General features: G+C 66.5%; 14 protein-coding genes and 1 riboswitch. Of the genes, 6 read left to right on the plus strand and 8 right to left on the minus strand.

Features of this window, described 5'->3' with window-relative positions; genetic code table 11:
• Positions 1-6: 6 nt before the first annotated feature.
• Positions 7-1281 (plus strand): FAD/NAD(P)-binding oxidoreductase, encoded by a 1275-nt coding sequence (locus V6M63_RS20645; protein ID WP_332744948.1) that lies wholly within the window; start codon positions 7-9, stop codon positions 1279-1281.
• Positions 1282-1346: 65 nt separating this feature from the next.
• Here V6M63_RS20645 and V6M63_RS20650 read toward each other — a convergent pair whose 3' ends face one another.
• Complete coding sequence (locus tag V6M63_RS20650) at positions 1347-2231, minus strand: LysR family transcriptional regulator (RefSeq protein ID WP_332745064.1); 885 nt, start codon at positions 2229-2231, stop codon at positions 1347-1349.
• A gap of 79 nt (positions 2232-2310) precedes the next feature.
• Here V6M63_RS20650 and V6M63_RS20655 point away from each other — a divergent pair, with 79 nt between their 5' ends.
• The 3 genes from V6M63_RS20655 to V6M63_RS20665 are packed head-to-tail and all read left to right on the plus strand — an operon-like array spanning position 2311 to position 5096.
• A complete protein-coding gene (locus V6M63_RS20655) occupies positions 2311-3690 on the plus strand; it encodes an acyclic terpene utilization AtuA family protein (RefSeq protein ID WP_332744950.1) in 1380 nt (459 codons plus the stop codon).
• Complete coding sequence (locus V6M63_RS20660; protein WP_332744952.1) at positions 3687-4052, plus strand: AtuA-related protein; 366 nt, start codon at positions 3687-3689, stop codon at positions 4050-4052. Before V6M63_RS20655 ends, V6M63_RS20660 begins: the two co-directional genes overlap by 4 nt.
• A 54-nt stretch (positions 4053-4106) precedes the next feature.
• Positions 4107-5096: a Bug family tripartite tricarboxylate transporter substrate binding protein gene (locus tag V6M63_RS20665; RefSeq protein WP_332744954.1), complete on the plus strand. Its 990-nt coding sequence runs from the start codon at positions 4107-4109 to the stop codon at positions 5094-5096.
• 31 nt (positions 5097-5127) lie between these two features.
• Here the strand turns inward: V6M63_RS20665 and fba are convergent, their stop codons facing one another.
• The 6 genes from fba to V6M63_RS20695 form a co-directional block, all read right to left on the minus strand.
• Positions 5128-6165: a class II fructose-bisphosphate aldolase gene (fba, locus tag V6M63_RS20670; RefSeq protein ID WP_332744956.1), complete on the minus strand. Its 1038-nt coding sequence runs from the start codon at positions 6163-6165 to the stop codon at positions 5128-5130.
• A 23-nt stretch (positions 6166-6188) separates the two neighbouring features.
• A complete protein-coding gene (locus tag V6M63_RS20675) occupies positions 6189-6860 on the minus strand; it encodes a phosphoglycolate phosphatase (protein ID WP_332744958.1) in 672 nt (223 codons plus the stop codon).
• On the minus strand, positions 6857-8869 hold the full coding sequence (gene tkt, locus V6M63_RS20680) for a transketolase (RefSeq protein WP_332744960.1): 2013 nt from the start codon (positions 8867-8869) through the stop codon (positions 6857-6859). The genes V6M63_RS20675 and tkt overlap by 4 nt, the downstream gene beginning before the upstream one ends.
• Positions 8870-8988: 119 nt before the next feature.
• Entirely contained in the window at positions 8989-9867 is an 879-nt protein-coding gene (locus V6M63_RS20685; RefSeq protein ID WP_332744962.1) for a phosphoribulokinase, read from the minus strand.
• A 163-nt stretch (positions 9868-10030) separates the two neighbouring features.
• Positions 10031-11122: a class 1 fructose-bisphosphatase gene (locus V6M63_RS20690; protein ID WP_332744963.1), complete on the minus strand. Its 1092-nt coding sequence runs from the start codon at positions 11120-11122 to the stop codon at positions 10031-10033.
• 36 nt (positions 11123-11158) lie between these two features.
• Entirely contained in the window at positions 11159-11869 is a 711-nt protein-coding gene (locus V6M63_RS20695) for an HAD-IA family hydrolase (protein ID WP_332744965.1), read from the minus strand.
• Between the two features lie 73 nt (positions 11870-11942).
• Here V6M63_RS20695 and V6M63_RS20700 point away from each other — a divergent pair, with 73 nt between their 5' ends.
• Both V6M63_RS20700 and V6M63_RS20705 read left to right on the plus strand, forming a co-directional pair.
• Complete coding sequence (locus V6M63_RS20700) at positions 11943-12884, plus strand: LysR family transcriptional regulator (protein ID WP_332744967.1); 942 nt, start codon at positions 11943-11945, stop codon at positions 12882-12884.
• Between the two features lie 78 nt (positions 12885-12962).
• Positions 12963-13073, plus strand: a riboswitch (TPP riboswitch).
• A gap of 72 nt (positions 13074-13145) precedes the next feature.
• Entirely contained in the window at positions 13146-14459 is a 1314-nt protein-coding gene (locus tag V6M63_RS20705; RefSeq protein ID WP_332744968.1) for a purine-cytosine permease family protein, read from the plus strand.
• Positions 14460-14479: 20 nt separating this feature from the next.
• Here V6M63_RS20705 and thiD read toward each other — a convergent pair whose 3' ends face one another.
• On the minus strand, positions 14480-15331 hold the full coding sequence (gene thiD, locus V6M63_RS20710) for a bifunctional hydroxymethylpyrimidine kinase/phosphomethylpyrimidine kinase (protein WP_332744969.1): 852 nt from the start codon (positions 15329-15331) through the stop codon (positions 14480-14482).
• Between the last annotated feature and the right edge of the window lie 28 nt (positions 15332-15359).

Here is a 15359-nt window from a genome sequence, read left to right on the forward strand (position 1 = left end):
CCCACCATGAAACGTCGTCAATTCGTACAAAGCATCGGCGCGGGTTCCGCACTGGCCGGCATGGGCCTCATGAGCGGCTGCGCCACAACATCCAGCAGCGCCCGGGTGGTCGTGGTAGGCGGGGGTTTTGGTGGCGCCACCGCCGCCAAATACGTGCGCCTGTTCTCGGGCAACAGCATCGACGTGACGCTGATCGAGCCCAACGCGGCCTTCGTCTCCTGCCCGATGTCCAACCTGGTGGTCGGTGGTCACTCGACCATGGCCGAGATCACCACGCCCTACGACAACCTGAGCAAACGCCACGGCATCAAGGTGGTGCGCGACATGGTGGACAGCATCGACCCGGTCAAGCGCACGGTGAAGCTGGCCAGCGGCGGCGAGCTGCCCTACGACCGCCTGATCCTCTCGCCCGGTGTCGACTTCATGCCCACCCTGCCCGGCCTGGCCAAGCCTGGCGCGCAAGACAAGGTGCTGCACGCCTGGAAGGCCGGCCCGCAGACCGCCGCCTTGCGCAAGCAACTTGAAGCCCTGCCCGACGGCGGCACCTACGCCATCAGCATCCCGCTGGCCCCCTACCGCTGCCCGCCCGGCCCCTACGAGCGCGCCTGCATGGTGGCGAGCTACTTCAAGACCGCCAAGCCCAGGAGCAAGGTTGTGATCTTCGACGCCAACGACGACATCACGTCCAAAAAAGGCCTGTTCATGAAGGCCTGGGCCGACCACTACGCCGGCCTGATCGAGTACCGCCCCAAGCACAAGCTGGTCGATGTGGACGCCGCCACCAACACCCTGAAGTTCGAGTTCAACGACGACTTCAAGGCCGGCGTGGCCAACGTGCTGCCCGACATGCGCGCCGGCAACATCGCGGTGAAGACCGGTCTGGCCACCGCGAACGCGCGCTGGTGCGAGGTGGACTTCCTGACTTTCGAATCCAAGGCGCAGAAAAACATTCACGTGCTGGGTGATTCGATCCAGATCGCACCGGCCATGCCCAAGTCGGGCCACATGGCCAACCAGCACGGCAAGACCTGCGCGGCCGCCGTGGTCTCGCTGCTGCAAGGCAAGGAGCCCCCGGCCAACCCGCTCTACGCCAACACCTGCTACAGCTTCGTGACCGCCAAGGACGTGGTGCATGTGGCCAGCGTGCACAAGTACGACGCCGAGAAAAAGACCATGGTCGCGGTGCCGGGCGCGGGCGGTTTGTCGAGCGCGGCCAGCGAGATCGAAGGCGCATACGCCAAGGCCTGGGCGCGCAACATCTGGGCCGATTCGCTGGCCTGATGTTCTCGCGTTCACCATGAAAAACGCCCCAGTTCTCCGGGGCGTTTTGCTTCGGGCAAGCGTGGTCATCTGGGTCGACGCTGAATCATCAGGTCATGCACCGCCTGCGCAGCGACCGACAGGCTGCGGTCTCTGCGCCGCACGAGGTAGATCTGCCGGGTCAAGCCGGGTATGGACAGTGGGCGGGTGACGATCCCGGGTTGCTCGAAATGAAACAGTGTCAACGTGGGCACCACGCTGATGCCAAGTCCGGCACGAACGAAGCCCATCACGGTGGCCAGTTGTTCGACTTCAACCAGGGTCTTCATCACCTGCGGTCGCAGCGCAGCCTCCAGGTACTGGCGCACGCTGCTGGTTCGTGCCAGATGGACAAACGGCCATGCAGCCAGGTCCTTGATGGCGATGGATCTGCGCCGGGCCAGTGGGTGATCGTCGCGGCACACCAGGTGGAAGCTGTCGGCACAAAACGGCTGCGCCTGGAGTTCGGGCGTGTCCGCACGGGAAGCCGCCAATGCAAAGTCGGCTGTCTTGTTCGCCACGCGTTCAATGCAGGGCTCCGAGAGCACATCCGCGATGTCGAATTCGATCCCGGGGCAAATGGCCTTGAACTCGGCCAGCACGCCCGGCAGCCACCCCGCGGCAAGCGATGGAAGCATGGCAATCGAAACGCGTCCCCGCTGTAGAGTGGCCGCGTCACGCACCCCGTCCAGCGCGCGCTGGATCTCACTGCGGATACGAAGTGCCGATTCGAGAAAGTTGCTTCCCTCCAGCGTCAGATCCACATGGCGGGTGCTTCTGTCGAACAGCCGCAAGCCCAGGTCATCCTCAAGAGCCCGGATCACCGCGCTGAAAGCAGACTGCGAGAGATGGCATTGCGCCGCTGCACGCGTGAAATGTCGATGTGTTGCCAGGGCGACGAACGCATCCAGCTGCCGGCTTGAAATATTCATCTGCTTCTTCGATGAGTTGATCTGAACAATCGATTTCAAAGCACATGGTAAATCACCTAGAGTGACCGCAGGAGACAACATGTCGAAGACGATTCCCAACCTGCTGATCGGCTGTGCGGCTGGTTTTTCGGGCGACCGCACCGATGCCGCGCTGCCCGTGGTGCGCGAGCTGATTGCCCGCGATCAGCCCGCCGTGCTGATTTTTGAAACGCTGGCCGAGCGCACCCTGGCGCTGGCGCAACTGGCTCGCCGTGGCGACCCGGAAGTCGGCTATGAGCCGCTGCTCGACGACCTGCTTCGCCCCGTGCTGGGGCTGTGCATCGCGCACGGCATCCGCGTCGTCAGCAACTTCGGCGCCGCCAATCCCCTGGGGGCTGCCCGGCGCATTCATGCGCTGGCGAAGGAGCTTGGCATCCGACCGCCTCGCATCGCCGTCGTGCACGGCGACGACGTGTCGGGCGTCCGGCACCGCGACCTGCTGAAGAACGCCCTGGGCTCCGCCATGCCCTGCGAGCCCATCGTGAGCGCCAACGCCTACATCGGCGCCGAGCCCATTGCCGATGCCTTGCGCGCGGGGGCGGACATCGTGGTCTGTGGCCGTGTGGCCGACCCTTCCCTGGTGCTCGGCCCCGCACTTGCCCACTTTGGCTGGCGCATGGACGACTGGGACCGGCTGGCTCGCGCCACCATGGCGGGGCACCTGCTGGAGTGCGGTGCCCAGGTGTCGGGCGGGTACTTCGCCGACCCTGGTTACAAGGATGTGCCGGGCCTGGCATCGCTGGGCTATCCGATCGCCGAGATCGAAGACAGCGGCAACTGCACCATCACCAAACCCGCCGGCACGGGCGGGCGCATCGACGAACGCACGGTGAAGGAGCAGTTGCTCTACGAACTGCACGACCCCGCTGCTTACCTGACGCCGGACGTGGTGGCCGACATCACCACCGCCCGCGTGCGACAGGACGGCCCCGACCGTGTGCGGCTCGAAGGCGTGAGCGGTCACGAGCGCCCGCCCTCTCTCAAGGTGAACGCCTGCTTCGAGGCCGGTTGGTTTTCCGAAGGCGAGATTTCCTACGCCGGCGCGCGTGCCGAAGCGCGCGCGCGCCTGGCCGCCCAGGTGTTGCGTGATCGACTGGCCGACACCGCGCCGTTGCGCGTCGACCTGATCGGTGTGACCAGCGTGCTGGGCGACGATGCCAGCCACTGGCTGGATGCACAAGCCACGGGCGAGGCGCGCGACGTGCGCCTGCGCGTGGCCATGCAGCACCGCGAGCACAGTCAGGCCGAGCGCCTGTTGCGTGAGGTGACCGCCCTGTATTGCTGCGGACCCGCCGGTGGCGGCGGAGTTCGCACGGCCATGCGACCGCGGCTGGGCATGGTGTCTTGCATGGTGCCTCGAGAAGCCGTCGTGGTGGGACACACCATGATCGACGTGCGCTCCATGGAGGTGGCGCCATGAGCGCCAACCATGGCTTGACGGTGCCGCTGTACAGACTCGCCCACAGCCGCACCGGGGACAAGGGAAACCGCTCCAACATCAGCGTGATCGCGTGGAGCCCCGAGCTCTGGGAGGTGCTCGTCGAGCAGGTGACCGAAGACGCCGTGGCGCGGCAGTTCACACCCAGGCGCCCCCGTGCGGTCACGCGCTACCTGTTGCCACACCTGCACGCCATGAACTTCGTGATCGAGGACGTGCTGGACGGGGGCGTGAACGATTCGCTCAACCTCGACAGCCACGGCAAGGCGCTGTCCTTTCTTTTGCTCGATCTGCCTGTCGAGGTGCCCGAGTCGCTCCGCGGCCACCTCGCCGGCCCCCCCTGAACGCGCATCACTTTTTTCTTTTCCCGCTGACCATTCCAACCAGGAGACAACACCATGAACATCAATCTCGACAAGCGCCGCCACCTGCTGGCCACTTCGGCCATGGCCGTCCTGGGCCTGGGTCCTGCACTGGCCATCGCCCAGGCGCAGCCCTTTCCGTCACGGCCCATCACATTCGTCGTGCCATTTGCGGCCGGCAGTGCCACCGACCAGCTGGCCCGAGCGCTCGGCCAGTCCCTGACCAACGAGACCGGGCAGCCGGTCGTGGTCGAGAACAAGGCGGGAGCCAGCGGCATGATCGCCGCCGCGGCGGTGGCCAAGGCGCCTGCAGACGGCTACACCGTGCTCATCACCACCAACACCACACACGCAGCCAACGAACACCTGTACAAAAAACTGAGCTACGACCCGGTGAAGGATTTCGCACCGATCACCGCGTTGGGCAAGGGCGGCCAGGTGTTGGTTGTCAGCCCTTCATCGAGCTACAAATCCGTGGCCGACCTGATCGCCGATGCCAAAAAATCACCCGGCAAACTGAACTTCGGCAGTGGCAGTTCTTCCAGTCGCATCGCGGGTGAACTCTTTCAACAGATGGCCGGTGTGCAGATCCTGCACGTGCCTTACAAGAGCAATCCGAACGCCATCACCGATGTGCTGGGCGGACAGATCAACATGATGTTCGCCGACATGTCCACCGGCGTTCCGCAAATCAAGTCGGAGAAGCTGCGCGCCCTGGGCGTGACGGCGTCCAAGCGTTCACCCATGTTGCCCAACGTGCCCACCATCGCCGAAGCGGGCGTTCCGGGCTACGAGATGGGCTATTGGTTTGCCGCCTACGCACCGGCGGGAACACCCCCGGCTGCGGTCCAGCGCCTCAACGACCTGCTCGTTCGTGCCACCGCCAGCCCGCAGGCCAAGGGCTTCTTCGACAACAGCGGCTCGGAGGCCTTCACGAGCACCCCCGATGGGCTCGCACAGTTCCAGGCGGCCGAAACCCGGAAGTGGGGCGGCATCATCAAGGCTGCCGGCATCGAGGCCGAGTAAGAGCGGCAAGCGGTGGCCAACCGCCACCGCCTCAGGCGTACCGCGGAATCATCTTCTCCAGCGGCAGCGGGGCGATCTTGCCGGCCATGCCCGCGCAGCCGAACGCCTGGAAGCGGGCCTGGCAGATCTCTTTGGCCGCCAGCGTCGCGTCCTTGAAGAACTTGCGCGGATCGAACTCGCCAGGGTTCCTGACCATGGAGCGGCGCATGGCGCCGGTCATGGCCAGTCGGATGTCGGTGTCGATGTTGACCTTGCGCACCCCGCTCTGGATGCCGCGCACGATTTCCTCCACCGGCACGCCGTAGGTCTCCTTGATCTCGCCGCCGTGTTCACGAATGATGGCCAGCCACTCCTGCGGCACGCTGCTCGATCCGTGCATCACCAGGTGCGTGTCGGGAATGGCCTGGTGGATGGCAATGATGCGGTCCATGGCCAGGATGTCGCCGGTGGGTGGGCGGGTGAACTTGTAGGCACCGTGGCTGGTGCCGATGGCGATGGCGAGCGCGTCCACGCCGGTCCGCGCCACGAAGTCCTTGGCCTGCCGGGGGTCGGTCAGCATCTGCTCGTGCGTGAGCTGGCCTTCGGCGCCCACGCCGTCTTCTTCACCGGCCTCGCCGGTTTCCAGCGAACCCAGGCAACCGAGTTCGCCCTCCACCGACACCCCCACCGCGTGCGAGAACTTCACCACCTCGCGCGTGACGGCCACGTTGTAGTCGTAGCTCGCGGGTGTCTTCGCGTCGTCCATGAGCGAGCCGTCCATCATCACGCTGCTGAAGCCGCTGCGGATGGACTGCTGGCACACGGCCGGTGTCGCGCCGTGGTCCTGGTGCATGACGATGGGGATGTGCGGGTACATCTCGATCGCGGCCTCGACCATCTTGCGCAGAAAGGGTTCGCCCGCGTACTTGCGCGCACCGGCGCTGGCCTGCAGGATCACCGGCGCGTTGCTCGCGTCGGCCGCCTGCATGATGGCCTGGATCTGCTCCAGGTTGTTCACGTTGAACGCGGGCACGCCGTAGTGGTATTCGGCGGCGTGGTCGAGCAGTTGTCGCAGTGCGATGAGGGCCATGGCGGTTCCTTGGGAGGGGTGAGTCAGATCAGGAGGGCGGAGAAATCGGCGATCACGCGGTCGGGCTTGCAGGCCTCGATGGGCTCGCCCATGTTGTAGCCATAGGGCAGCGCCCACACCGCCACACCCGCGTTGCGCGCGGTGGCCACGTCGATGGACGAATCGCCCACGAACAGCGCGCGCTCGGCCTCCACGCCAAAACGATTCAGGCAGTCGAGCACGGCGGCGGGGTGGGGTTTTTTCACCGGCAGCGTGTCGCCGCTGATCACGCGGTCAAACAGGGGCGCCATCTGGTGCGCGTCCAGCACGGTCTGGGTGTACCGGCCTTCCTTGTTGGTCACCACGGCCAGCTTCACGCCCGCGTCCTTGAGCACTTGCAGAGTCTCACGCACATGCGGGTACAGCTGGCTGCGTGTGCCGCAGCGCTGCTGGTAGTGCGCAGCAAACGCGGACTCGATGGCGGGGAAGTCGGCGTCGTGGCGGACCGCGTCGGTGGTGGTGTTGCGGCGGTCGGCCAGGGCCGAGATCAACAGCTCGCGTGTGCCGTGACCGATCCACTCATGCACCTGCGTCTGCGTGACCGCGTGCAGACCGAACTGCGCCAGGGTGTCGTTGACCGCGTCGGCGATTTCCGGCGCGGTCTCGATCAACGTGCCGTCGAGGTCGAAAAGGATCAGGTCGTAGGCGCGCGTCATGCCAGCAGGCCCTTGACCTCGTCACACACCCGTTCCGTGGTGATGCCGAAATGCGCATACAGCGCCTTGGCGGGCGCCGATTCGCCGAAGCTGGCGATGCCCACCACCGCGCCGGTGCGGCCCACGTACTTGCGCCAGAAATCCGGGTGCGCGGCCTCCACCGCCACGGCGGGCAGGTCCAGCGGCAGCACGCTGTCCTGGTAGGCGCGCGGCTGGCGGTCGAACACGTTGGTGCAAGGCATGGAGACCACACGCGTACTGATGCCTTCGGCGGCCAGCGCCTGGTGCGCTTCCATCGCCAGCGAGGTCTCGGAACCGGTGGCCACGATCACGGCCTTCGGGTTCATCCCTTCGGCCAGCACATAGCCGCCCTGGCGAATGGCGTCCACCATCGACACCTCGGTGAGGCGCGGCAGGTTCTGGCGCGACAAACACAGCGCGGTGGGCCCATCGCGGCGCTCGATCGCGCACGCCCAGGCCACGGCGGTCTCCAGGCCATCGGCCGGGCGCCACACGTCGAGCTGCGGAATGATGCGCAAGCTCGGCACATGCTCCACCGACTGGTGCGTCGGGCCGTCTTCGCCCAGGCCGATGCTGTCGTGCGTGAACACATGGATCACGCGCAGCTTCATCAGCGCGGCCATGCGGATGGCATTGCGGCTGTAGTCGCTGAAGGTGAGGAAGGTGCCGCCAAAGGGGATGTAGCCGCCGTGCAGGGCGATGCCGTTCATGACGGCCGCCATGCCGAATTCGCGCACGCCGTAGCTCATGTGGTTGCCCCACTGGTCGCGCCCGGCCTTCACGCAGCCTTTGAAGTTGGTGAGGTTGGAGCCGGTGAGGTCGGCGCTGCCGCCGAAGAACTCGGGCACCAGGGTGTTGAGCGCGTCCAGCGCGTTCTGGCTGGCCTTGCGGGTGGCCACCGCATCGGCCTTGGCGGCCACGCCTTCAAACACGCCAGACAAGGCGGGCGCAAAGCTGGCGTGCAGATCGCCAGCCATGCGGCGCTCGAACTCGGCGGCCTCCTTCGGGTACTCGGCGCGGTAGGCGTCAAAGCGCCGCCGCCACTCGGCCTCCATGGCCTGCCCCCGGTCCACCGCGTGCCAGGCCAGCGCCACATCGCCCGGCACCTCGAAGGGTGGCGCGGTCCAGCCCAGCGCATCGCGCGTGGCCTGCACCTCGGCCGCTCCGAGTGCGGCGCCGTGCACGTCGTGCGTGCCGGCCTTGTTGGGTGATCCCTGACCGATCACGGTCTGGCAGCAGATCAGCGTGGGTTTGCCGTCGGGCCGGCGGCCCTGCTCTTTCGCGGCGATGAGCGCGAGCTCCACCGCCTGGGGGTCGTGGCCGTCCACCTTCGGGATCACGTACCAGCCGTAGGCCTCGAAGCGCTGCGGCGTGTCGTCGGTGAACCAGCCCTGCACATGGCCGTCGATGGAGATGCCGTTGTCGTCGTAGAACGCGACCAGCCTGGAGAGGCGCAGCGTGCCGGCGAGTGAGCATGCTTCGTGACTGATGCCTTCCATCAGGCAACCGTCGCCGAGAAACGCGTAGGTGAAGTGGTCCACCACGGTGTGGCCGGGGCGGTTGAATTCGCTGGCCATCAGCTTCTCGGCCAGCGCCATGCCCACCGCGTTGCTGATGCCCTGGCCCAGCGGGCCGGTCGTGGTTTCCACACCCGGCGTCACACCCACCTCGGGGTGGCCGGCGGTCTTGCTGTGCAGCTGGCGAAACGCCTTGAGCTCGCTCATGGGCAGGTCGTAGCCGGTGAGGTGCAAGAGCGCATAGATCAGCATGGAGCCGTGGCCGTTGGAGAGCACGAAGCGGTCGCGGTCGGGCCAGTGCGGGTTGGCCGGGTTGTGGCGCAGGTGGCGGTTCCACACCACCTCGGCAATGTCGGCCATGCCCATGGGCGCGCCCGGGTGGCCGCTCTTCGCTTGTTCCACCGCGTCCACCGCAAGCATGCGGATCGCATTGGCCATCTGTCGGGCAAGTTCGGGAGAAGGGTTCTTCATGAAGCGTCCTTGAAAGGAAGAGGTGTCTTTGTCCAGAACGCCGCGGAACTGGCTATGCCAGGCCGCAGGCGTTGCCCCCCAGTGGGGGGTGACGCGCCGCAGGCGCGGCGCGGGGGGCGTCAACTGACAGCGCGCTTGCGCCGCTCCACCATCCGCCAGATGAAGGGTGTGAAGATCAGCTGCATCGCCAGTTCCATCTTGCCGCCGGGCACCACGATGGTGTTGGCCCGGCTCATCATGGAGCCGTGGATCATGTTGAGCAGGTACTGGAAGTCGATGCCCTTGGGCTTGGCGAAACGGATCACCACCATGCTCTCGTCGGCGGTGGGCACGTCGCGCGAGATGAAGGGGTTGCTGGTGTCCACGATGGGCACGCGCTGGAAGTTCACGTGCGTGTGCTGGAACTGCGGGCAGATGTGGTTCACGTAGTCGGGCATGCGGCGCAGGATGGTGTCGGTCACCGCATCGGCGCTGTAGCCGCGCATGTTCTTGTCGCGCCAGAGTTTCTGGATCCATTCGAGGTTGATCACCGGCACCACACCCACCAGCAGGTCGGGGTACTGCGCCACGTTCACCTCGGGCGTGACCACCGCGCCGTGCAGGCCCTCGTAAAACAGCATGTCCGTGTTCTCGGCCAGTGGCTCCCACGCGGTGAAGGTACCGGGCTCCTGCTGGTAGGGCGCGGCTTCCTCGGCGTTGTGCAGGTACTTGCGGCTCTTGCCGGCACCGGTGGCGCTGTAGGTCTTGAACAGGCTTTCGATCTCGTCGAACAGATTGGCCTCGGCACCGAAGTGGCTGAAATTGAGGTTGCCCGCCTTCTCGGCCTCGGCCATCCTGGCCTTCATCTCCTTGCGGTCGTAGCGGTGGTAACTGTCACCTTCGATGATCGCGGCCGACACGCCCTCGCGGCGGAAGATGTTCCGGAATGTGCGCGTGACGGTGGAGGTACCGGCACCGCTGGAGCCGGTGATGGCGATGATGGGGTGGCGTTCCGACATGGATTCTCCGTTCCCCCCCCGCGCCGCCTTCGGCTTCACCCCCTCACGGGGGCAACACCTGCCGTCCGGCAAAGCCGGCCCGGCGGTGTTCTTGACAAGCCACTTCAGGCGATGCGGTTGGGTGTAGTTGGTGGATGGGTGGCTGGGCAAGGGTTAGAGAAACTCAGTCGCGGAACAGCGAGCGCTCGGCAAACAGCGGGTTGCTGTCGTCCTTGCAGGCCTGCGGCTCGGCGTGGTAACGCTCGATGCGCTCGACCTCGCTCTTCGAGCCAAACACCAGGCCGATGCGTTGGTGCAGCTCGGTGGGCTGCACGCCCAGCATGGGTTTGCGCCCGGTGCTGGCCCGGCCACCGGCCTGCTCCATGAGCATGCCTACCGGGTTGGCCTCGTACAGCAGGCGCAGACGCCCGGATTTGCTCGCGTCCTTCGTGTCTCGTGGGTAGAGAAACACGCCACCGCGCATGAGGATGCGGTGCGCCTCGGCCACCATGCTGGCGATCCAGCGCATGTTGAAGTCCTTGCCGCGCGGCCCGGTCTTGCCGGCCAGGCATTCGTCCACATAACGCTTGACCGGCGCTTCCCAGAAGCGGCTGTTCGAAGCGTTGATGGCGAACTCGTGCGTATCGACCGGGATGCGGATGTGCGGATGTGTGAGCTTGAACTCGCCGAGGTTGGGGTCGAGCGTGAAGCCGTACACGCCACTGCCCACGGTGAGAACGAACATCGTGGTGGGGCCGTACAACGCGTAGCCGGCGGCCACCTGCTGCGTGCCGGGCTGCAGGAAGTCGTCCACCGTCAACGCACGGCCTTCGTCCACCACGGCCTGCGGTGCGCGCAGCACGCTGAAGATGCTGCCCACCGACACGTTCACGTCGATGTTGCTCGAACCATCGAGCGGGTCGAACACCAGCAGGTACTTGCCGCGCGGGTACTCGCCGGGAATCGGATAGGGCTGCTCCATCTCTTCAGAGGCCATGCCCGCGAGGTTCCCGCCCCACTCGTTGGCGCGAATGAACATGTCGTTGCTGATCACGTCGAGCTTCTTCTGCGTCTCGCCCTGCACGTTGATGCTGTCGCCACCGCCGTGGTTGCCCAGCATGTCGCCGAGTGCGCCAAACGCCACGCTGCGCGCGATCGCCTTGCAGGCCAGGGCCACGTCGAGGATCAGTGCGTTGAAGTCGCCACTGGCCTGCGGGAAGCGGCGTCGCTCCTCGATCAGGAACTGGGTCAGGGTGGAGCGTTTGGACAAGGGCATGGTGGGTGTCTCGTAGTCGTTGTTGTCGATCGGGATTCAGCTCCGGGCGCGCCATTCGCGCAGCTGCGCCAGCCCGACCGCCCCGAGGTCGGGCACGACGCGCAGCGCGCCGCTGAAATCGTGGTGGGCGGTGAAGCTGTTGGGCGTGACGATGGTTCGCAGCCCGGCAGCCGTGGCCGCCTGCAGGCCGTTGGCCGAATCCTCGAACGCCAGGCACCGTGAGGCCGGCAGGCCCATGTCGCCGAGCACCTGCTGGTAGACCTGTGGATGCGGCTTCTTGACCGGCGACGACGAGGCGTCGCCAATGGCCAGGAAATGGCTGCGCCAGTCAGGCCCGAGGGCGGTGCGCAGCAGGGCCGCGATGTTCACCGGCGAGGTGGTGGTGGCGATCGCCAGTTGCAGGCCCTGCGCGCGGGCCTCGTCCATGAGCGCGAGCACGCCCGGGCGCAGTTGCACGGCGCCCGCGCGCACCGCGTCCTCATAGTGCGCGGTCTTCAGGTCGTGCAGCCGGTCGATGGTGGCGCGCACAGCGCCAGCGCCGAGCTCGGTGAGCCCGGGCTGCACGCTGCGCCAGTGGTGCAGCAGGCGCTCCTTGCCACCGGAAATCTCCAGCAGCCGGGTGTAGAGCGCAACGTCCCAATGCCAGGCCAGACCCTCTTGTTCGAAGGCGTGGTTGAAGGCCGCCAGGTGCACACGTTCGGTGTCCGCCAGGGTTCCGTCGACATCGAAGATCAGGGCTTGCAGCATGCGGCCCACTGTAGGGACGGCTTGAACTAAGGTAAATTCACGATTAATTCAATTTCGATTAAGCAAGTACTGAATGAAGAACGCCACCTTCCGTCAGCTGCGCGTGTTCAACGAGGTCGCGCGCCACCTGAGTTTTGCGCGCGCAGCCGAGGTGCTGCACCTCACGCCCCCGGCGGTCACCATGCAGGTCAAGGAGCTGGAGGGGCACGTGGGCCTGCCTCTGTTCGACCGGCGGGGCCGCCAGGTCACCCTGACCACCGCTGGCGAGTACATGCTGGTCTACGCGCGCAAGGTGCTGGCCACGCTGAAGGACGCCGAAGACGCGGCCGCGCGGCTGCAGCGGCTGGAGGTGGGCACGCTCACCATCGGCATGGTGAGCACGGCGCAGTACTTCCTTCCGCCCCTGCTGGCCGAGTTCCAGCGCGAGCACGAAGGCATCGATATCCGGCTGGTGGTGGGCAACCGCGAGCAGTTGGTGAAGATGCTGCACGGCAATGATGTCGACATCGCCATCATGGGCCGCCCTCCCACCGAACTGGCCACGCGCGCCGAGCCTTTTGCGGCCCACCCCCATGTGTTTGTGGCCCCCACCGATCATCCCCTGCTCAAGGTCGGCCACCCCTCGGTGGATTCGCTCAGGCCCTACGGCTTCATCCTGCGTGAGCGCGGTTCCGGCACACGCGCGGCGATGGAAAAGTTTCTCGAACGCACGCGCATGGAGCCGCGCGTGGTGATGGAGATGTCGAGCAACGAAACCATCAAGCAGGCGGTGATGGCCGGCATGGGCATCAGCTTCCTGTCGCTGCACACCATCGGTCTGGAGCTGGAGCACCAGCTCATCGCGGTGCTCGACGTCGAAGGCAGCCCGGTCGTGCGTGGCTGGAACGTGGTGCACACCCTGTCCAAGCTGCTCTCGCCCGCGGCCGAGTCGTTCCGCTATTTCATGCTGGAGCGCGCCGAAGGCTACCTGGCCAGCAAATACGGCCGTTTCATGCGCCTGATACCGGCTGGCTAAGCAAAAGCCCCCCACGTTCCCCCACTGTGCGTGGTCCGCTGCCCCCCACGCTCGTATACTCCACCCAGTGCCGCAAGGCGCATCCGCTAGGGGTGTTGTGGCCGGGTTTTTTTGCCCGGGCGCGACTGAGAAAGTCCCTTTGAACCTGATTGAGGTAATCCTCGCGCAGGGAAGCAGGCCGATACCTTTGCCCCACCGCCTTCAGGCGTTCATGGGGTTTGCGGCCCAGCCCACCTGCCTCAAATTGCATGGAGCAAATTGATGGCATCCGACCCTTCTTCGCCCCCGGCCAACCTGGCCCTCACTCCCGTGCCGCAGGGCAACCGGGTGTTTCATTTCCACGAACACGCCGCGCTCTGGTTCAGTCTGGGCACCGGCCTGCTCGTCATGCAGATCGGCGCCTACCTGGTGCCGGCCGTGGGCACGCAGGATGCACTCATCGCCATCGTGCTGGGCTCGCTCATCGGGGCCGGCCTGCTGGCCTGGACCGCGCGCCTGGGCTGCCAGACGGGCCTGGCCAGCGCCGGCCTGATGCACGCCACCTACGGCAGCGCCTTCGCGCGCCTGCCGGTGCTGCTCAACATCGCGCAGCTGGTGGGCTGGACCACGTTCGAACTGGTCATCATGCAAGAGGGCACGGTCGCCATCTTCAAGCAGGCGCTGGGCAGTGAGCCCGGTGGCGTGCTCGACGGCACCACCGGCAAGCTGCTGGTCACGCTGCTCTGGGGCGGTGTGCTGATCGCGCTCATGGCCGGCTCCATGCTCACGCTGGTGCGCCGCTTCGTGAGCCGCTTCGGCCTGCCGCTGGTGGTCGCCTCGCTGGTCTGGCTCACCTGGCAGTTCGGCATGCGCCTGCAGGCGCAGGGCTTCGAGGCCTTCTGGAACCGCCCCGGTGCGGGCGGCATGGGTCTGTTCTCGGCGATGGATCTGGTGATCGCGATGCCGGTCTCGTGGTTGCCCCTGGTGGCCGACTACGCGCGCCACGGGAAACGCACGGCCACCACGCTGGGCGGCACCTGGCTGGGCTATGCGCTGGCCAACATCTGGTGCTACGCGCTGGGCGTGATGGTGGTGAGCACGGTGGAGCCGGGCACCAACCTGGTCGGCGCCTTGCTGCTGGCCCAGGGTGGCCTGATCGCGCTCGGTCTGATCCTGCTCGACGAGATGGACAACGCCTATGGCGACGCGCACTCGGGCGCGGTCTCGGTGCACAGCCTGCGTCCGCGCTGGAGCATCAAGCGCGCCGGTCTGGCGTTTGCCGCGGTGTGCACGGTGTTCGCCCTGCTGTTGCCCATCCACACCATCGAGCCGTTCCTGCTGCTGCTGAGCTCGGTGTTCGTGCCGCTGTACGGCGTGATCCTGGGCCGCCTGGGTGCGGGCACCGCGCCGGGCGCCCACCGCTCGGTGGACTGGAGCGCGGCCGCGCTGTGGGTGCTGGGCATTGCCTGCTACCACCTGCTGGCCAAATTCGCGCCGCAGCTGGGTTCGGCCCTGCCCACGCTGGCGCTGACCTTCACGCTGGCCGCGCTCTCGCGGCCACGCGGCGCCGGTGGCCTCACACCGGCCAGCGCCTGATGATCAAGTCGCGCCGCGCTTCAAACCCGCGGGGTTTTGCGCTGAGACAGCGGCGCGAAACCGTGGTTCAACGGGCCGTGACCCGCACCGGTGTACACATCGGCGCCCTGCTCGATGGCTTGCAGGATGTAGCTGCGCGCCTTCGCCACCGCGCGGTCCAGCGGCTCACCCAGCGCGAGGTGCGCGGCAACGGCCGACGAGAGCGTGCAGCCCGTGCCGTGTGTGTTGCGGCTGGCGATGCGCGGCGACGCCAGGCGCTGCATGGAGCCGGGGCCGGTGACCAGCAGGTCCGCCACCTCGTCGCCCGGCAGGTGCCCGCCCTTGAGCAACACCGCCGGCGCGCCCATGGCGAACAGATCGCGCGCGGCGGCTTCGAGCTCGTTCGCCGATTCGATGGTGCGGCCGAGCAGCAAGGCGGCCTCGTCCAGGTTGGGCGTGATCAGCGTGGCCAGCGGAAACAACTCGTCCACCAGCACCTGCACGGTCGTGGGGGTGATGAGTGCATCGCCGCTGGTGGCCACCATCACCGGGTCGAGCACCACGCGCTGCACCTTGTACTGCTTCAGCGCCCAGGCCACCGTGCGCACGATGTCCGGCGCGTGCAGCATGCCGATCTTCACCGCGTCCACGCCAATGTCGTCGAACACGGCGCACAGCTGCGCCTTGAGCATCTCGGGCGGCACGCCGTGGATGGCGCTCACGCCCAGCGTGTTCTGCGCGGTCAGCGCGGTGATGGCCGTCATGCCATAACAACCCAGTGCCGCGAAGGTCTTCAGATCGGCCTGGATACCGGCGCCGCCGCCGCTGTCGGAGCCGGCGATGGACAGGACGCGCGTGTAGCGCCGGGGCTCGCTGTGGGGTTGGCTTTGCATGGCGCGCATTGTGGCAGTGCCGGGGCAC

It is taken from the genome of Hydrogenophaga sp. (assembly GCF_036675665.1).
Classification (GTDB): Bacteria; Pseudomonadota; Gammaproteobacteria; order Burkholderiales; family Burkholderiaceae_C; genus Hydrogenophaga.